This is a genomic window from Methanobrevibacter gottschalkii DSM 11977 (genome assembly GCF_003814835.1).
In the GTDB taxonomy this organism is placed as follows: domain Archaea; phylum Methanobacteriota; class Methanobacteria; order Methanobacteriales; family Methanobacteriaceae; genus Methanocatella; species Methanocatella gottschalkii.
On record NZ_RKRG01000005.1, the window covers coordinates 23,504 to 44,368 of the forward strand.

The 20,865-nt window shown below is 27.3% G+C and carries 14 protein-coding genes; 12 read left to right on the plus strand and 2 right to left on the minus strand.

The window, feature by feature from the left end; all coding sequences use genetic code 11:
- Positions 1–259 precede the first annotated feature (259 nt).
- The 5 genes from EDC42_RS09085 (at position 260) to EDC42_RS09105 (ending at position 6,135) form a co-directional block, all read left to right on the plus strand.
- Positions 260–1,366, plus strand: coding sequence for an ABC transporter substrate-binding protein (locus EDC42_RS09085; RefSeq protein WP_069575471.1), 1,107 nt, complete (start codon positions 260–262; stop codon positions 1,364–1,366).
- A 9-nt stretch (positions 1,367–1,375) separates the two neighbouring features.
- Complete coding sequence (locus tag EDC42_RS09090; protein ID WP_069575451.1) at positions 1,376–2,389, plus strand: FecCD family ABC transporter permease; 1,014 nt, start codon at positions 1,376–1,378, stop codon at positions 2,387–2,389.
- A complete protein-coding gene (locus tag EDC42_RS09095; protein WP_069575450.1) occupies positions 2,380–3,183 on the plus strand; it encodes an ABC transporter ATP-binding protein in 804 nt (267 codons plus the stop codon). Before EDC42_RS09090 ends, EDC42_RS09095 begins: the two co-directional genes overlap by 10 nt.
- A 9-nt stretch (positions 3,184–3,192) precedes the next feature.
- Positions 3,193–3,762, plus strand: coding sequence for an FmdE family protein (locus EDC42_RS09100; protein ID WP_069575449.1), 570 nt, complete (start codon positions 3,193–3,195; stop codon positions 3,760–3,762).
- A 312-nt stretch (positions 3,763–4,074) separates the two neighbouring features.
- The gene (locus tag EDC42_RS09105; protein ID WP_083234895.1) at positions 4,075–6,135 is read left to right on the plus strand and encodes a right-handed parallel beta-helix repeat-containing protein; all 2,061 of its coding nucleotides are present in this window, start codon (positions 4,075–4,077) and stop codon (positions 6,133–6,135) included.
- A 75-nt stretch (positions 6,136–6,210) separates the two neighbouring features.
- Here the strand turns inward: EDC42_RS09105 and EDC42_RS09110 are convergent, their stop codons facing one another.
- Positions 6,211–7,668 carry a right-handed parallel beta-helix repeat-containing protein gene (locus EDC42_RS09110; protein WP_170151660.1) on the minus strand — a complete coding sequence of 486 codons (1,458 nt, stop codon included), beginning with the start codon at positions 7,666–7,668 and terminating at the stop codon, positions 6,211–6,213.
- Positions 7,669–8,284: 616 nt separating this feature from the next.
- Between EDC42_RS09110 and EDC42_RS09115 the strand changes: the two genes are divergently transcribed.
- Both EDC42_RS09115 and EDC42_RS09120 read left to right on the plus strand, forming a co-directional pair.
- Positions 8,285–11,140: a right-handed parallel beta-helix repeat-containing protein gene (locus EDC42_RS09115; protein WP_123833462.1), complete on the plus strand. Its 2,856-nt coding sequence runs from the start codon at positions 8,285–8,287 to the stop codon at positions 11,138–11,140.
- Positions 11,141–11,305: 165 nt separating this feature from the next.
- Entirely contained in the window at positions 11,306–15,724 is a 4,419-nt protein-coding gene (locus EDC42_RS09120) for a right-handed parallel beta-helix repeat-containing protein (protein WP_069572882.1), read from the plus strand.
- Between the two features lie 268 nt (positions 15,725–15,992).
- On the opposite strand, the gene EDC42_RS09125 is transcribed toward EDC42_RS09120, so the two are convergent.
- Entirely contained in the window at positions 15,993–16,541 is a 549-nt protein-coding gene (locus EDC42_RS09125) for a DNA-3-methyladenine glycosylase I (protein WP_069572884.1), read from the minus strand.
- 120 nt (positions 16,542–16,661) lie between these two features.
- On the opposite strand from EDC42_RS09125, the gene EDC42_RS09130 reads away from it, so the two are divergent.
- The 5 genes from EDC42_RS09130 to EDC42_RS09150 all read left to right on the plus strand — a co-directional run bounded on the left by EDC42_RS09130 (position 16,662) and on the right by EDC42_RS09150 (position 20,797).
- A complete protein-coding gene (locus EDC42_RS09130) occupies positions 16,662–17,960 on the plus strand; it encodes an FUSC family protein (protein WP_158005570.1) in 1,299 nt (432 codons plus the stop codon).
- Positions 17,938–18,363: a hypothetical protein gene (locus tag EDC42_RS09135; RefSeq protein ID WP_069572888.1), complete on the plus strand. Its 426-nt coding sequence runs from the start codon at positions 17,938–17,940 to the stop codon at positions 18,361–18,363. Before EDC42_RS09130 ends, EDC42_RS09135 begins: the two co-directional genes overlap by 23 nt.
- A gap of 85 nt (positions 18,364–18,448) precedes the next feature.
- Positions 18,449–19,591: an aldo/keto reductase gene (locus EDC42_RS09140; protein WP_069572890.1), complete on the plus strand. Its 1,143-nt coding sequence runs from the start codon at positions 18,449–18,451 to the stop codon at positions 19,589–19,591.
- A gap of 106 nt (positions 19,592–19,697) precedes the next feature.
- Positions 19,698–20,048, plus strand: coding sequence for a nascent polypeptide-associated complex protein (locus EDC42_RS09145; RefSeq protein ID WP_069572892.1), 351 nt, complete (start codon positions 19,698–19,700; stop codon positions 20,046–20,048).
- 5 nt (positions 20,049–20,053) lie between these two features.
- The gene (locus EDC42_RS09150; RefSeq protein WP_069572894.1) at positions 20,054–20,797 is read left to right on the plus strand and encodes a metallophosphoesterase family protein; all 744 of its coding nucleotides are present in this window, start codon (positions 20,054–20,056) and stop codon (positions 20,795–20,797) included.
- Positions 20,798–20,865: the final 68 nt, after the last annotated feature.

The following is a 20,865-nucleotide window of genomic DNA, read 5'->3' on the forward strand; positions in this document are numbered from 1 at the left end:
TTTATATTTAAACATTAGAGAAAGACTATTTGGTTTTTTTATCTCTTTATTAATTAAAATAATAACGTAATTTTTTATCTAATTTTATTTAAAAATGACTATTCAATGATTAATATTTTATTGAATGATTAATATTTACTTAAATAATAATTTTAAATCAAATATCTAATTATTTTATTTTTAAAATTTTTTAGAAAATTTATTAAATAACTTAGTGAAAATATATTACTATCGAATATTTTTTGATGGGGGATTTATAATAGAAAAAAAGATAAAATTAATCATTTTAATGTTAATTATTTTGATAGTGTTGGGTGTTGCCACTCACTTATTTTTGACTCCTTCTAGTGTGGAAACAGAAGGCTCTAAAAATATAACTGACATGTTAAATAGAACTGTTGAAGTTCCAAATGGGGTTAATAATGTTATAGCTACTTCTCCGCCAATGACTACTGTATTATATATGCTTTCACCTGAAAAGTTAAAAGCAGTTAACTTCCAATGGACTGAAGATGAATTGAAATATGTGCCATCTGAATATGCCAATTTACCAGTTGTTGGTGGTTGGTATGGTACACAAGATGGGAGCTATGAAGAATTTATTGCTGCTGAACCCGATATTGTGATTGAATCTATTGATGAAGGGGGGGATGGTGATGCATTCACTGTTCAGGAACGTCAAGATAAATTTGGCAAAATTCCAGTTCTTGCCGTTAAAGACACTACAAATGTTGAAAAAATAGGAGATTCCATTTCATTCATGGGTGAAGTTATAGGTACGGAAGACAAAGCTAATCAACTTAATGAGTTTAATACTAAATATTTGGATATTGTACATGATAAATCATCTAAATTAGTGGATAGTAATAAAAAAACAGTTTATTATGCAGCGAGTAGTGATGGTTTACAAACTTACCCGTCAGGTGCTTCTCATGGTCAATTGATTGATTTGATTGGGGGGAAAAATGTTGCTGATTCATTAAATCAAGGTAATACTACTTCAGGTGTACAAGTATCCATTGAACAGGTAATTAAGTTGGATCCGGATGTTATAATAACTAATGATATGCATTTCTATAATAAAGTGTATAATGATTCAAGTTGGGCTCATTTGAAAGCTGTTAAAAATAAAAAGGTTTATGTATCTCCACAATCTCCATTTAAATGGTTTGATAAACCTGTTGGTGCTAATATGATTATTGGTGTTCCATGGACTGCTAAAGTAATCTATCCTGAAGATTATAAAGATATTAATATGGTGGATGTAACTAAAGAGTTCTATAGTAATTTCTATCATTTTGATTTAAATGATAATCAGGCAAAAGAGATTTTACTTGATTCAGGACTTAAAGAATCAAATTTATAGGGTAATATTATGGATAATGATTCAAAGGATGTTATTAGTATCATACTTTTAATTTTTCTCCCTATTATTTTATTTTTCACCTCATTTTTATTGGGCAGATATCCTATTAGTCCAATAGATGTGATAAATACTATATTGTGCCCAATATTCCCACAATTGGAAGTTTCACCAACTATAACTACTATTGTCTTTGAAATTAGACTTCCAAGGATTATTGCAGCTATTGTAGTTGGGGCTGCACTTGCGATGGCAGGAGCTGCATTTCAGAGTATTTTTAAAAATCCTCTTGTCTCTCCGGATTTACTTGGTGTGTCTAATGGTGCAGGTTTTGGGGCGGCATTGGCAATTTTAATAAGTGGTGCAGGTGTTGTAACTCAAATATTTGCATTTGCTTTTGGAATTATTTCTGTTTCAGTCACTTATTTAATTTCAAGAGCATATAAAGCTGGTGGAATTTTAATATTGGTATTATCTGGAGTTGCAATCTCTGCATTTTTCAGTGCATTAATTTCAGCTATTAAATTTATAGCCGATCCAGATGATAAATTGCCCGAGATTGTTTACTGGTTAATGGGAAGTTTGGCTTCTATTACGATGGATCAATTAATAATGATTATTATTCCAATAATTGTTGGTATGATTATTCTTTTAACTCTTAGATGGCATATGAATTTACTTGCTATGGGTGATGAAGAAGCTCAATCTTTGGGTTTAAATCCAACAAGAGTAAGGCTATTGATTATTGCAGGTTGTACTTTATTAACTTCTGCAGCAGTTTCTGTAAGTGGAATAATTGGTTGGATTGGTCTTGTTATTCCACATATGGCTCGTATGATAGTTGGTCCTGATAATAAGATATTAATCCCCGCTTCATTAAGCTTTGGCGCAAGTTTCCTGTTATTGATTGATAATATTTCAAGAGCCATAATTTCAATTGAAATTCCGATTGGTATATTGACAGCTATTATAGGTGTTCCTATTTTTTTATACTTACTTAAAAGGGGGTATTCTGAATGGGCATAACTAATAATTTTTATGAGGTTAAAAATATTTCATTTTCGTATGATGGCAATGAAATATTCTCAGATATTAGTTTTTCAATTGAAAAAGGAGATGTATTGTGTATTTTAGGGCCGAACGGTACTGGAAAAACAACGTTAATAAAATGTCTTAATGGATTACATGAAATCGGTTCTGGTGAAATTTTAATTAAAGGGAAAAATATTAAAAAATTATCATTTAAAGAAATATCTAGAAATATTGGTTACATCCCTCAAAATCACGCACCTTCATTTCCATTTAAAGTAATTGATGTTGTGCTTATGGGAAGAGCACCATATTTAAATTTAATTGATGCTCCTAGAAAAAAAGACATGGGAATTGCATTAAATTCTTTAAAGACTTTGGGTATTGACAATCTCAAAGATAAAGAATACACTAACTTAAGTGGTGGTGAGATGCAATTAGTATTCTTGGCAAGAATATTATGTCAACAACCTGATATTTTGATATTGGATGAACCAACTTCTCATTTGGATTTTGGAAATCAAATTAAACTTTTGGAAATTATTGATAATTTGGCGGCATCCGGACTTTCAATTATCATGTCTTCTCATTTTCCTGATCATGCTTTTTTAAGTTCAAATAAAGTTGCTATTATGAAAGATGGTTGTTTTATAGATTTTGGAAGTCCTAATGATGTTGTAACTGAAGAAAATTTAAAAAAAGCATATTCAATTGATGTAAAGTTAATTGAATTGGAAAATAAAAGAAAAGTTTGTGTTCCTTTAAAAACAAACTTTGAATTAAGTTTATAAGGTGATTATATGAATGAACAAGATTATGATGAACAATTAGCAAAAGCAGCGAAGTTTCACGGTCATATATGTGGTGGAATTGCAATAGGAACTAAATTGGCAATGTATGGGCTTGAATTGCTTGGAATGGAGTTCAATCAAAAACATAAAAATTTAATTGTATTTTTAGAAATTGACAGGTGTATGTCTGATGCAGTTCAGTCTGTTACTGGTTGTTCTATGGGTAAAAGAACTCTTAAACAAATGTATTATGGTAAATTTGCAGCTACTTTTTATAATCAGGATACTGGTGAAGCTTTAAGGATTACTGATGCAGATGCTAATAAAAAATTCAAAGATGAAGAAACAAAAGAAGAAATGATTGATCGTTTTAGAAGAACTCTCCCTGAAGAGCTATTTAAAGTGAATAAAGTAAAAATCGAATTAAATCCTGGAGATATGCCTGGCAAACCTTATACAACAACATTTTGTTCTGTATGTGGTGAAAAAGTATCTGATGGTCGTCATATACTTAGGGGCGGTAAACCTATTTGCAGGTCTTGTGCTGAAGGATCATATTATGAATTAATTGAAGATTAATTTATAACATTATTCTATTTTATTCTTTAAAATTTTTATTTTTTATTTTAACTACTTATATTTTTTATATTATACTTTAAAATTAATTTTAAATTTATTTTAATTATTTTAACATCAATTATATGTTTAATTAATTTTTTAATAATTTCTTTCGATATGTTTATATATTCATGTTGGTTAAATATTAAATTATAATAATGGATCTATGGGTGGAATATTTGATTTAATTATCAATGAAAATATTGATATTTTTAAATGTTCCTATTTACCAATGGTTTTTATTATGTAATTAATGGATTAGGGAGGTGAAATATGAGGAAATGTTTCGTGATTATATTGGTTCTATGCTTGTTATTTTCATTAAACATTTGCTTTGCTCAGGATATATCTAATTCAACAGATTTTACTTTTCAAAATAGTAATTTTGATTATTTGGAAAAAACTGATAGTGTTAATTTGATTAGTACTTCAGATAAAATTAGCACACATATTGATGTGGTAAGTAATACTACATTTGATGGTACTGTGGACTATTTTAAAATTAAATTGTCTGATGAAAATAACAAATCAGTTCCAAATGCTAAAGTGATATTTACAGTTAATGGGGTTAGTTATGATAAAAATACTGATTCACAGGGTATCTCTTCACTTCAAATTAATTTGGCTGATGGTTCATATAAAGTCATTTCTAAATTCGTTGGAGACTCTAATTATAAATCTTCATCAAAATCAACAACAATTACTATTGATAATACTCGCATTGTAGAAGATGGATTAAACAATGCTGAAATTCAAAATATAATTGATGATGCTAAAGAAGGTAATGTGATATTATTTAAAGGAAATAGTTATTCAAATATCAATTTAGTGATTAATAAACGTCTTACACTAATTTCTACTGTTAATACAGTATTAAAATCAAGTTCATCATCTCCAACAATTACAATTAAAGGAAAAGAAGCTTCTTATTCAATTGTTAAAGGATTTAAAATTCAAGGAAATGGTGATGGTGTTGTAGTGGATGGATCGAATTACGTAAGAATTTTAAATAATGACATTACTGCTGATGGAGTAGGAATCACGGCATTTAATGTTAAATATATCAATATTACTGGTAATAATATTGTTAAAAATGGTAAATGTGGAATTATTCTTTATTCAACAGAGAAATCTTACATAATCAATAATGTAATTAACAATAATAATGCAAATGGAATTGTATTGACAAAATCTGATATTACATATATCGATAGTAACACTATTTCAAACAATGCTCGTTATGGTATTTTATTAACAAACAAATTCAATGGTAATTCTTATAAAAATGGTCCTGAAAATGTTTATATTACTAAAAACACTATCAATAATAATAAATGGGATGGTATTTCTGTAAATAATGCAGAAGATAATATTAACATTAAAGGAAATACAATTGTTGGAAATGATGAAAGTGGTATTTCTGTTAATGTTGTAGGTTCCTACAAAATTCAATCTAATATTATAACTAATAGTTATACTGGTGTTAGATTCGATGAGGATCATGTTCAAAAGAAAAACCAAGAAATTACTTATAATGCAATTTATGGAAATGCTCATGTTCAAATTGAAGCTAAATCATATAATGGTGTTAATCCTTTATCTGTAGGAGATAATTGGTATACTGATGATGGATTATTATGTCCTAAAATCAAAACAAATAATTTAAAATTTACTGTAACTCAAATTGGAAAAAATCAATTCCAAGCAACTTTTGTTGATTCTAATGGCAATATTGCAAGTTTACTCCCTGATAGGGAGTTAAAATATAAAACCAATGATGGTAAAATCGCAACTGTTATGATTAAAGGAGGAATAGGAACATTTACTGTCACGGCTTCTGATGCAGATATTATTAAGTCTACTGTGGATCGCACAAGCAGAAAAAATGTTTATGATTCGAATTCTCCAACTAAAACTCCACAAAATGGTCAATCTCCAACATATGATTATCCTAACATAGATTATGGTGGAGGACAAGGCAATGGAAATGGTCAAGGTGGAAATGCAAATAATGGTAATGGGTCTTCACAAAAATCTAGTGATGATTCTGGAAATAGCTCAAATAGTAAAAAAATGGAACCAAATAGTAATCCAGTAAATCAAGCAAACGATGTATCTCAAAGTTATGACACTTCGCAAAGCATGGCTCGAGCTGATGCATCTGAGATTAGTGGTGGAGCAAATTCAGGCTCACAATCTATTGCAAAACAAATTATAATTGAAGATGATGAATTTTTTATAGTTAAAGGTCTTTCATTAATAGTATTGTTAATATTATTAACAATAGGATTTTATTATCGTGATGATATAAATGAGATGAGATCTAAACTTTAAAATCATCTATTATTTTTTTTCACTGATTTTAAAATTCATTTAAAAATAGAAAAAGACAGATAAATAATTAAATAACTATTTATCCTTTGAATTTTCTTTTCCATATCCAATAAATAATGCTATTATTGTAATTACTAAACAAATAACTAAGTATAGTAATCTTGGAGATTGGGATTTGGAAACACTTTTTGTTTCATTTAATTCATATGCTTTTTCATCATCTCCTATGGGTGTGGTTGAATTAGAAGAAATTAAATAATTCTCTGTTTCTATATTTTCGGTTGTTTTATTGGATAATATTATTTTAGAATCATTTAAACTATTTTTGGTATTGTTTGAATCTTTAAGTCCATGTTCGTCTTTGTTATTTGGAGTATTGTTCTTATTGTTTTCTTTATTTTGATTAGCTTTTGATTCTGCTTGTTTTTTGATATTTTCTAAATAGTTTTCTGGGAAGTAATCTTTAATTAAATCATAGTATTTGTTTAATGCATTGAAATTCAATTCATCTAATAAATTGGACTTATCAGTTGTAGTTTTCACTTTACTTCTTGCAGTAACATTATCCGGGTCATTTATTTTGTAATCATTTGGATCTTCGCTTCCCCAATCATTATCATTAAAGTCAGGGTATAAGTTTTGTGAATGTCTCCATTTTACATAGATTTCTTGACCTTTAGGTGAAGAATTATTTGTAATTAAATTATTGTTAACATTAATATAGGTTTTTGCTTGATACATTGGTTCTTGAATGTAGAATGAACCTCCAGTTTTTCCACCACTATTGTTTACAATAATTGAATTTTCAAGGTCTAAATTGCCTGAAACCATTACTGCTCCACCATTTGTTCCTGCAGTATTGTTCATAAATATGCATCTATTGATTTTAGAAGTACCTGACCAACTGTAGTATGCTCCGCCCCACTCATCAGCATGATTGTACATAAAAATACAATCTTCTACATGGCCATACCCATAAACACTAACTCGCACTGCTCCACCATCTCTAACTGCAGTATTATTTATAAATACACAATTATACATGTCAGAATTAGCGTAACATGTTGTTACAGCCCCTCCATCATGGTCTGCATGATTATTCATGAATAAGGTGTTGTTTACAAGGAGGTATGCTTTGTTATCTTCATTTCCGTAATTGGATATGGCACCTGCATTGGTATTGTTGAGTGCTGTGTTGTTGATGAACTGGCAGTTATCTATATAAACACTACCTGTATTAATGCATATTGCACCACCAAAATTGTAGGATAAACCATTAATGAATGTTAAATTCTTAAATGTTACGCAGGTAGTAATATTGTTTATCAAAAAAATACTTGACTGTTTACCTCCATCAATTATAATATCACTTGGATTTCCAATTCCTTGGAGTGTGATAGTTTTATTGGTAATGGTTATATTGTGGATATTATATGTTCCAGGTTTTATCAATATTATATCTCCATTTTTTGAATTAATGATTTCATTTTCTAAATCTGATGATGCATCTCCTAGATTATCATTGATACTCACTTTTAAAGAGGATGTTTGTTTTTCATTAATTGGAGTATCATTCGTATCTGAAGTTTGATTATCTTGTGTTGCACTTGCTGTTGCAATTGAAATTAATACAATTAAAAATGTGATTACTGTTATTACTTTCTTGAATTTGATTTTTCCACCTCCTTTAAATTAATTATAGAAATGGTTTTTTGGTACTTTAATATTTGTTTTTCAATATATAATAATATTTATATCGTTTGTGTTAAAATTCGTTATGTAATAATTTTTAAATTTTATATTTTGAATTAAATATTAAAATTCTAATTATAATATATTTATTAAATAAAATAATTCATTATTATATTTTATATTTGAATTGAAATTAATATTTTGATTTAAATAATTATTAAAAATTATTTAACTATATTTAAAAAATCGATAAACGATAATATTTATATTATATATTGATACAAAATATTATTGTACTGATATGTAATTTCATGTTCATGTTTGGATTTAGTATAATTCTGAATAATTTAATTTACATATTTTCTTCTTAAATTAAATTATTTTGGAGGTGAGTAAAATAAATAAATTTAAGGTGATTTTTTTATTTACACTGTTTTTTTCAATATTCTTGATTGGTGTGGTCTGTGCTGAGGATAATAATGTAACAGAAAATGCAACGAATGAAGATTTTCAAGCTATTCAGATTTTAATTGATAATGCAAATCCTGGTGATTCGATATATTTAGAAAATAAAACTTATCAGGGTAGTGGATCTCCAATAATTGTTAATAAATCTGTTAATGTTTATGGGGTTGATTCTTCTAAGACTATTTTGGATGCAAGTAACAAATCAAGTATTTTTTTAATCTCTAAAGATGTTAAAGTTAATTTCAATGGTTTAACTCTTACTAATGGTTATAATGAAACTAAAGGTGGAGCGATATATAATTTAGGTATTTTAAATATTACCAACTCTAAAATTTCCAGTAACTATGCTGAAAGTGGTGCTATACGTAATGAGGGTACTGGTAAATTAACTATTTCAAATTCTTTATTTGATAAAAATTGCGGAAGTTTTGGTGCAGCTATTGATAATTATGTCGGGTATTTAAATATTGTTGATACAACATTCACAAATAATGATTGTCTTGAAGGTGGAGCAATCTATAACAGATTTGGTGAATTTTTAGTTTATAATTGCACATTTATTAATAACTCTGCAGCTCGTGGTGGTGGAGTTTATAATAATAGAGGTGGCATGTATATTTACAATTCCAGATTCATAGCAAATAATGTTTATGATTTAGGAGGAGGAATTAAAAGTTGGGGTTCTTGTGAAGTGTATAATACAGTATTAATAAATAATACTGCAAAACAAGGTGGAGGAATTTATGTATCTGAATTTACATTAATTGCTGAAAATTGTTTTGTTGAAAATAATTCTGCTCATTGGGGTGGTGGAATCGCTGTTGAAGCAAAAGCTACTGCAAAAATTAAAAATGCCACTATTATAAATAACTTGGCTGACCGTGGTGCAGGTATTGATATAAATATGGGATCTATTGATTTACAGGACTCCATTGTTAATAATAATGTTGCAAAATATGGTGCGGGTGGAATTTACTTTGCTTTGTTGTCTTCAACAGTAAAAAATACTTATATATGTAACAACATCGCTAATACATCAGGTGGAGGTTGTTATATTTATGGATTTAGGGGTGTTGTTGTAAATTTCACTAATGTGATTATTAATAATAATTCTGCTTCTAAAGGTGGAGCAATTTACAGTACTGGAACTGCAAATATTCAAAACAGTATTTTAAATTCAAATAATGCTTATAAAGGTGGAGCTATTTATAATGAACTTAATTTAACAGTTAAAGATTCTCAATTTTTTGAAAATACAGCTGATAGTTGGGGTGGAGCTATTTATAATAACTTAAATTCATTTATAGATAATGTTGTTTTAAATTCAAATGAAGTTAAACAATTTGGTGGAGCTATTTATAATGAAAAATTAGTCAATGCTAAAAATTCTCTTTTTGAATCAAATAAAGCATTACAAGCAGGAGCAATTTATTCTACAAATGACTTAATAATTGATAATTCTCAATTTATCAAAAATTATGTTAAACGTAACTATTGTGTTCTAATGCTTAGTAAAGGTGATGTGAATATTACAAATTCATTATTCAAATTCAACACAAATGCTGATGAAGGGGGTTGTATTTTTAATTATAATGCAAATTTATTAATTGATGCTTCTCAGTTTATTTCAAATGATGCAAGAAGTTATGGTGCAGCTATTGATAATTCTGGTAATTTAACTATAAAAAATTCATTGTTTTATAAAAATAAAGCATATGGTGCAGCAGCTATTGATAATTCAGGTAATTTAGTTATAATCAAATCTAATTTCACTGATAATGTTGCTACTAATAATGGTGGTGCTATTGACAGCAATGGTAAATTGATTATTATTGGTTCAATTTTTAAGAATAATCTCGCTGGAAATAATGGTGGAGCATTAATACTTAGAGGAGATACGACTGTAACCCATTCGATTATCTATAATAATCATGACAAAAATGGTTATGCAATTTTCAATAAAGGTGTTGAAAATATATCTCTTTCAAATAATTGGTGGGGCAGTAATAATCCTGATTTTGAAAAATTATTGAACATGGGAACTTCTGATGATTTTAATTGGATTATTATGAGTTTTTCAAGTAATAATCAATTAATTCAATATAAAAATTCTATTTTGAATATAAATTTCGATAACGTTAAAGATAAAATGGGTAATGTTTATAAAATTAACTCAACAGAATTGTTGCCTATTTTTAAAATAGCATTGTCAAATTACGGTGAGGTTACTATATCTAATGGATTTAAATCTATGAATAAAAATATTCCATTAATCACATCTATTTCAGCAAAAATTGATAATCAAAGTATTATTTTAAAAATTACTCCAACAAATAAAAGAATAATTGATAATAAGAACATTGTTGTTGATTATAATGGAAAAGTTACTTATAAAGTTCGTGTTGTTGGTGTTGATGGAAAAATCGTCGGCGCAAATGTAGCTGTGGTTATGAAAATTGCAGGTAAAAAATACACTGTTAAAACTAATAAAAATGGTTTTGTATCTAAATTATTCAGTTTAACTCCAGGTAAATATTCAATTATTACAACATATAAAGGATTTACAGTTAAAAATAGTATAACTGTTAAAAAAGTATTATATGCTAAAAGCATCACTAAGAAAAAATCTAAAAAGATTACATATTCTGTCTCATTAAAAATAAGCAATGGAAAACCAATTGCAGGTAAAAAAATTACTTTTAAAATTAAGAGTAAAACTTACACTGCTAAAACTAATAAAAAAGGGGTGGCAGTTGTTAGCTTTAAGAATTTAAAAGTGGGTAAATATTCAGTTATTGTTAACTATTTAAATTCAAAGGTTAAAACAACTCTAAAAATAAAATAATAAAATGAGAATTTACTCTCATTATTTTTTTAATTCAATATGAATATCTATTCAAATCTATTTTAAAAAATTTAATTTTATTACTTATTTTTTTAAATAAATCAAATATATTAAATATATCGATAGTTATAATATTATATATTGATATTAATTGTGGTAAAAACTATGAAAATTAATAAAATTTTAGTATTATTATCGTTTATATTGGTTGTTCTTATTTGTACTAATTCAGTTTCAGCTTTTTCAGATGATAGTAATTTAACAGATGATTTATCAAGTTTTGCAAGTGATTTTGATAAATCAAATTTAGGTCAGAATATCGAAGTGAATTTAGATAAGTTAAGTTTTAGTGAAGATTCTCCTTTATCGGATACTATAATTGTTGAAGAAGTTGAAAAAGATCACAATGAAATGGATGATTCAACAATACAAAAAGCAATCAATAATGCAAAGGCAGGAGATACAATAATTATCAATGGGACAAGTTATGTGCACTGTCACTTTATTATTGATAAAAAATTAACAATAATAAGTAATGTTGGAACAACTATGGAACCATGTGGTAGTGATGCTGTATCTGGACATAGGGGTATTTTTTATATTTCTCCTGAAGCTAGTGGGACTGTAATCAGTGGTTTTACTATACGAAATGATGTTGCTAAAGCTGATGATTATGGAATTCTTGTAAGAGGGGCGGATGATGTTAAAATTCAAAACTGTGTTATTTATAATAATGGATTGTCTTCTGATGCAATTAGAGTGGAAAATACAAAAAACACAGTAATTGAAAATGTCTCAATATCAAAAGCATTTAATGGGATTCGAATTCTAGATTCTGAAAATGTCAACATAAGTGATTCATTCATTGATAATGCAAAATATTGTATTAATGTTATTGACTCTAATAAAATTAACTTAGTTTCTAATAATATTACTAATAATAAAATTTCAGGAATTGCAATTTCAGGTTCAAGTAAAAATATTAATATTCTTTCTAATAACATTTCTAAAGGGCATGTTGGTATTAATTTAACCGTAGCTAATCATGTTTATATTATCAGTAATTATATCGGACTTTCGGATAAATATGGTGTTTATACAAATTGTAATATAACTAAAATGGAAATTAAAGGTAATTTCATAGATAGGAATGGTAACTACAATATTTTCAATGATCATCGTGTTAAAAATTTATTTGTAAACGGCGGGGAGAATAAACAAGTAATTAATAATAATTATATGATTGGTGGGGATAATCAAGATAGGCCAGTATGGCATCAAGTTTATGAATATCGTCCTGGAAAGGGTGATAATACATATAATCCTGAAACAGATACTTATACTTATGTTGGGGAGGATAATGGAGATTATTATGGTCATCAAAGTGGAACATTTATGGGTTATGTATTAGCTATTAATCAATTTTTGCAATGTCCAAACATATATTTCACTTTCCCCACTAATGGTGTAACTCCATGGACAAAAACTGGAAATTATAATTTATATTTAAGTGAAATTACTCAAGTTAAAAAAGGAGTATATTCAATTTCAATAGTTGATGTTGATGGAAATTTAGCTGAAGAGATTAGTTCTGTACCTGTTACTTTTTATTTAATGAAAAATAACACGGATAATAATGGTAAACAAAAAGCTCCTCAAGAAGATGATGTTTCTAAAGTTGTCATGATGAAAAATGGTACTGCAACTGTGAGATTTTACCCGGATGAGTTTAAGGAATCTGATAATATTTTACTTGCAAGTTTCCCAGGTATCGGCAATAACATATATTCTAATATGTATAGTCCATATAAATTATTCAGCATTGATGATAAATTCATCCCAGGAAATGTAACTGAAACAAAAGTCACTGTTTCTAATTTAAATACATATCCTAACTCAAATGCAATTTTTAAAGTAATTTTAATAGATTTAACTGGTAATGCTATTGCAAATGAGTTAGTAAACTTCAAAATTAATGGTAAATCTTATGGTGCTACAACAGATGTTAATGGTGTAGCTAAAATAAAGATTTCACAATCAAAAGAAGGAACTTATACAATAGCTGTCAATTATATTGGTGATGATATTGATTATACTTCCAGTAGTGCTCAAGCTAAAGTTGCCGTCAAAAAAATATCTACTAAAATTCTATCTTCAAATGTGTATATGATTCCAAATATTGCTGAATATTATTCTATCACTTTAAAAGATGCATCAGGTCATGGAATTTCATATCAAAAAGTGACTTTTAAACTTAATAAGAAAATATACACTGTAAAAACAAATAAAAATGGTGTTGCAAAACTTAAACTTAAATTTACTAAAAAAACAACTTATTATATTCATGTTAATTTTGAAGGAAATAGTAAATACAAAGCGGTTTCAAAAACAAATAAAATAATTGTTAAATATTCCTCTAAAATTGCTAAATTAACAGTTCCTAAAGTTACAATTCTTCCAAAAACATATAAATATTACACAATTTCTCTAAAAAATACTAATGGTAAAGGAATTGCAAAACAAAAAATCACTGTTAAATTAAATGGTAAAACTTATATTAAAACAACAAATGGTAAAGGTAATGTTGCAATTAAAGTTAAATTCTCAAAACTTGGAGCCTATAAAGTATCTGCAATTTACAAAGGAAGTAAAATTTATAAAAAAACTTCTTCAAATGGTAAAATTGTAGTTGCCAAGTCATCTACTAAATTTACAGCTCCTAAAGTTACAATTCTTCCATATGAGAAGAAAGTATACACTACAACTTTAAAAACAAGTGCTGGAAAAGCTTTAAGCAAACAAAAGATTACCATTGTTCTTAATGGCAAAACATATTCTAAGACAACTAATAGTAAAGGTCAAGCTAGTATTAATGTTAAATTTTCATCAGAAAATGTTTATTCTGTTATATTGAAATATTCTGGAAATGGATATTATAAATCTAGTAAAGCAACAGGCACCATAACAGTTTCAAAAATATCTACTCAGCTAATAAGTTATAATAAAACATTTGCTATTGATTCAACTAAAAACTTCACCATATCTCTTAAAGATAAATCTGGTAAAACATTATCAAATCAGAATATCACTTTTTTATTTAATAATCAAAATTTAACAAAAATAACAGATGAAAATGGTATTGCTTCTGTTAATTTAGATGCAAATGTAGGATCTTTTGAAATAATCTCAAAATATTGTGGAAATAATCAATATAAATCTATATCCAATACAAACATGATTACAATTTCTAATAAAACAAATGTTGTATTTGTTGATGCAAGTTTGCCAAATTCTGAAATTCAAAAAATTTTCGATGATTGTAAAAATGGAAGTAATGTTGAATTCTTAGGGAACAGTTATAATGATATTTCATTAAATATTAACAAACCATTAAATATTTACTCTGAAAATAGAATTACTTTAAATGCTAAATCAATGAGTCCAGTATTTAAAGTTTTAGCATCTGATGTGAAAATTTGTAATTTATCCATTGTTGGAAACTCTTATGATGGAATTGAGATTAACAATGCTGTTAATGTTGTAATATTTGAAAATAATATTTTAAATCGTTTGGATCAATCTAAAATAGGTGAATATATGTTGAGTACAATTTCTCTTCCAGGGTATGGGATAAATGTTATTGACTCAAAAAATGTTGAAATTTCTAATAATTCAATCAACACATTTGAAAGTGGAATTTTTGTTTCAAATTCTAATAATTTAAGTATTAACTCAAATGTGTTAAAAGAAAATAATTATGGGATTAAGTATGGATTTAATGTTTCAAATTCTAACATTACAAACAATATGATTTCTGAAAGTATTGGTTTATATACAAATTTAGTTCCTGAAGGTCCGCGCGGATATGGTGTATTTTTAAATAATTCTGCAGTAAATGTAACAATTGCTAAAAATAATATTTCTTGGAATCATTTAGGGATTTCCATTGATGCAAATTATTCAACAGGTATTTTAATAACTAGTAATTTAATTTCTGATAATGTACTTGAGGGAATTAGGTTTAATGAAGGTTATGATTTGGCTAAAAATGCTATTGAACCTGTTGTGACTGATAATGCAATATATAGAAATGGTAGAGGTCCAAGTATGATGATTTTAGGTGAATTAAGTGCAAACCCTGCAGGAATTTATGGTCCTGGTGCATTTAATGATTCTTTAAAATTAAAATTAGGTGCTAATTGGTATGGTAAAAATCTGATTGTTACATGGGATAATGATACTGGGGTTGTTGGTTATGGAACAATGTGTCCAAGAATTAATACAACAGGAATTGCATTTAAAGAGATAACTTGTGTGAATCCAGGTACTTATTCTATTACATTTTATAAAAATGATGAAGTTGCCTCAAAATTGCCAGTATTTAATATGTATGCTACGTTAAATGACAATGTTGAAATTGTGTTTGATGTTATAAATGGTGTTGGGGTGTTTACTTTTGATACTCAAAAATTCACTACTGGTGAAAATGTAATTAAAGTGTCTAGTGGTTCTTTAAATGATTCTGATAGGATTTTTAAAGTTGAAATGTCTAAGACATTAGATGATAGTGAAGTTCCAATTTAAATTTTAAGGTATTATTTTTAATACTTTTTTTATTTTATTAAACCGCTAGTTTGCGTGTCTTTTGCTTAGTTGTTTTAAAAACATGTTGATATTATAATATTGCATTTCTTTATTATTTTTTAATTTTAATAATGTCTATATTTCAGGATATTAAAACATGCAATGAAATAAAATGCTTTTTATTATTTGGAATATATGGTCTTGCAGTTATTTGTATTTAAAAAAATATTTTGGTGCATTTAAATTAGTTTTCATTGTTTCATAATATTTAATCAGTTTTATTAAATTTAAAACAACTTTTTTGATGATTATCAATAATTCCAATAGATTCAAGATATGAATAGACTATTGTTGGACCTACAAATTTCATTCCACGTTTTTTTAAATCTTTTGAAATGGTTTTTGATAATTCAGATTCAGTTTTAAATTCAGCTTTAATTATTTTCCCATTGCTAAATCCCCAAATATATGAATCAAAGCTTTCAAATTCATTTTGAATTTCCATAAATATTTTAGCATTATTGATTGCAGCATTAATCTTTCCTTTGTGGCGAATAATTCCTTTATTTTCTTTTAATTCATTAACTTTATCTTCTTTATACTCAGAAATTTTCATGTAATCAAAGTTATCAAATGCTTTTCTGAAATTTTCTCTTTTTTTAAGTATTGTAATCCAAGAAAGGCCTGCTTGGAATGATTCTAGAACAAGCATTTCAAATAATTCTTGGTCGTCATGTGTTGGGACTCCCCATTCTTCATCATGATATTTAATATAGATTTCTTCATCAGTTACCCAACTACACCTTTTAATTGTCATAGAAATTATTATTAAAAACTTTATTTAAATATATTTTCATTGAACAATTAATTGAAAGGTTTGCAAATGAATAACGCTTTAAAATTGAAATTGAGCATGTTTTTTCTCATGATGTTTGTCATGATTTTTTATATGTTGGTATTTGGAAAAGTTAATATTGTAATTGGTTTAATGGTTGTTGTTGCAGCGTTATTAAATTTAGGTAATGATTTATCATACAATCCTAAATTATCCTTTATTAAAGTATTTTCTCTTTTAATGATTTTAGGATTTGCATCTTATCTTAATAATCCTATAACTGCTTTTGGTTGTATTTTAACATTTTTCATAGTATTTGGAACAACATTTACATCTTATCATTTGTTCGGAACTCATGTTTATTTGCCATTTTTAATGATTTATTTTATGATGGTAGTCATTCCAGTACCTCTTGAAGCTTTGCCGATGAGGTTATTATCTTTGGCAATCGGAGCTATTTTCATTGTGGGCTTAAATCTAAAGGTTAATGGTAAAAAATATTCTAAATTATCTAAATTTACAATTTCTTCACTGATTAATGAACTTCTTGAAGCAATTGATTTGAAATTAGATGGAAAGGAAGTTTCAATGGATAGTTTTAATGTAGCTAATGGATTTTATAGGAGTATTTTTTCTAAATTTGAATATAAATATTTCCCAAATCAAAAGCATGAATGTATCTTAAATATTCTAAAATCTTTTCAATATATCGGTTGGAGTTTATCTAATTATGAATTGTCTGTAAATGAATTAACCCATATTAAACGAATTTTAAATGATATCAAAAATTTTAAATTTTCAGAAATTGAAGAAATTACAGGTGAAACTAAAGAAATGAATTTAATTCTTTTAAACTTAAAAATAATTGTAAACGAAGCAAGTAAAAAAAATATAGAAAAAGAGAAGAAAATTCCAAATAAATATGTTGTATTCAATGTATTAAAACATTTAATTAAAAGACAATTTTCATTTAAATCAGCTAAATTCACTTTTGCATTTAAAATGGCTGTTGTTTTAACATTATGGGAAGTTATAACATTAATATTTAATTTTCCATATACAAAATGGTTATATTTTGCATCAATTCCATTAATGCTTCCATATATTGATGATGTTGCACATACTGCTAAAAGTCGTATGGGAGGAACATTAATTGGAGTTTCTGCATTTGCAGTAATCATGATTGCTTTACAGTATATTCCCATTTCTTCTTATATTGCAATGATTATTGTATTGATAGCCTCACTATTTGGTATGGTTTTTTCACTTCAAAATAAATTGAAATTATCCTCATTCACAACATTAATGTCAGTTACAGTATCTCTGATGTATATCACACCACCTAAGGCTATTAAAAATACTGTGGGTTATTGTTGCAATGATTGTTGTAACCTTTATTAATTATGGATTTTTGCCATTTTCTGTTGAAAAAGAGACCAAGAATAATTTAAAAACATCTTATGTGTTAAATAGATGTTTTGTAAATTTAATTAAATTAAAATGTGAGGGTAAAAATATTAACAAAACATCATTGCTTGCTGTAAGTAGTATGGTTCATGAAAATATTGAATTAACTAACAATAATAAAGAATTGTATCAAATGCAAACTAAAACAACGAATATTTCTAATTCAATTTTAAATTATATTGAAATTTATGGAATATCTTCAGAAATGAAAGTTAAAATTATTAAAGTAATCGAAAATAAAGGTAATTTTGACAATCATGAAAATATTATTCTATATTCTATAAATTATGTAGTGAATTTATTGAATGAAGAAAAAAATTTAATAGAATCTATATGAACATATGATAAGTTTATATAGTAAATTATCAAAATAAATGTATGTTTAACTAATTTTTTTTATTCTATTTCAATGAGGGATTACAATGGTAGAGTTAGGGTTAGGGATGATGAGACTCCCGGTTTTAGATGAAAATGATTTTTCAAGTGTAGATTATGATCAAATTACAAAAATGATTGATGCATTAATGGATGCTGGTTTCAACTGTTTTGATACTGCTTATCCATATCATGAAGGTTTAAGTGAAGTTGCTTTAAGAAAATGTCTGGTTGAAAGATATCCTAGGGATTCTTTTAAGGTCTTCGATAAATTGCCCACTTTTGCAATTACCGAAGAATCACAACTTGAACCAATTTTTAAAGAGCAGCTTGAACGATGCGGTGTTGAATATTTCGATTATTATTTGATGCATAATGTAAGCGGATATTCTGAAAAAGGATGGTTGGATGTTGATTCATTTTCATTTGCAAATAAGAAAAAAGAAGAAGGATACATCAAACATTTAGGATTATCTACTCATGCTAATGCAGAATTTTTAGATAATATGTTAACAATCCATCCAGAAATGGAATTCGTTTTACTCCAAATTAATTATCTTGATTGGGAAGATGAAGGAATTGAATCTAGGAAATGTTGGGAAGTTGCAAGAAAACACAATAAACCAATAATGGTGATGGAAGCATTTAAAGGCGGTTTTTTATCTGATGTTCCTAAAGAAGCAGAAAAACTCATGAAAGAGTATGCTCCAGACAAATCTGTTGTATCTTGGGCAATGAGATTTGTAGCTAATTTGGATGGTGTATTTCTAGTTTTAACTGGTGCAAGCAGTCTTGAACAAGTTGAAGAAAATATTGTTGAGTTTAATAATGCAACTCCTCTTAATGATGAAGAATTAAATGTTATTAGTGAAGTTTCAGAGATTATTAATGCTAATATTACTGTAGATTGTACAAAATGCAGATATTGTGTTGATTCTTGCAGTGAGGAGATTGATATTGCAAAACTTTTTGATTTATACAATAAAGAGAAGATTCTTGGTGAAAATGACTGGTCTCCTATAGGTAATGCTTATGTGAATTATTCTAAAATTCCTGGTGTTGGAATTGCTTCAGATTGTACTGAATGTGAATTATGTATTGAGGAATGCCCTCAAGAAATCAATATTCCTGAAGTTTTAAAAGATGTTGCAAAAACATTTGAAACTGAAGGTTATGGTTTTACAAACTGATTCTTTTCTTTTTTTAAAATTTTATTTTTTTTATTATATCTAAAGCAACTTTTAATTATAATAAATAATATAATTATAAATATCTAATTTTTATGAGGATTCTATTATGATACCTGGTATGAACAAAAGACAAATGAAACAAATGGAAAAGCAAATGAAAAAAATGGGTATGAAAATGGAGGAACTTGAAGGAGTTCGTGAAGTTGTTATTCGTTTTGATGAAAAAGAGTTAATTATTGACAATCCTAGTGTGAGTTTAATGAATGTGATGGGTCAAGAAACTTATCAAGTTGAAGGCAAAGCTCATGAAGTAGAACTTGATTATGAAATTGAAATTCCAGAAGAAGATATTGAGATGGTAGCTAATAGTGCAGGAGTTTCTGCAAATAAAGCAAAAGAAGCACTTGAAGAATGTAGAGGTGATCTTGCAGAAGCTATCATGAAATTAAATCAATAGATAAAATGACTCTTATTGTGCATATTTCAGATTTGCATGTTTGTGAAAATGAATTTGATGAAGATATTTTTATGCAAGCTGTTTCTGAAATTAATAATTTAAAACCTGACATGATTATATTAACTGGGGATATAACTAATAGCGGGTATTACTATGAGTTTCAACAAGCAACTAAATATTTGGAGATGTTTGAAGCTCCGTTATTTGCTGTTCCAGGAAACCATGATGCTCGTAATTTGGGTTATCAAACTTTTGAAGAATTAATTGGGGAGCGTAGTTGGAAATTAACTATGGGCGGTAATTTGACTGTAATTGGTCTTGACAGCAGCTCTCCGGATGAAAATAGAGGACACATTGGTAATCCTCAACATATGTGGTTAGAACATCAATTAGATGAATGTACAATTAATGAGAACTTTTCTATCGTAGCTTTACATCATCATGTAATTTCTATTCCTCAAACAGGACGTGAACGTAATGTTTTATCTGATGCAGGGGATGTATTAAAAACATTAACTAATCATGAAGTTGATTTGGTATTGTCAGGACATAAACATGTTCCCAATATATGGAAACTAAACAATACTATTGTCGTTAATGCAGGTTCTCTTTGTTCTAAAAAGCTTAGAGGTAAAATAAAGAATTCTTATATGATATATAATGTTACAGAAGATGAAATAGAAATTTTTCTCAATAATATTAATGGGGAAAAATTTTTATTTGGAAAATACGCGAGAAATGTGTTATAAAGTAAATTTAAATAATGGAATGCAAAAATATATAATGTAGAATTATTTATTTTGATTAATTAGTTTTA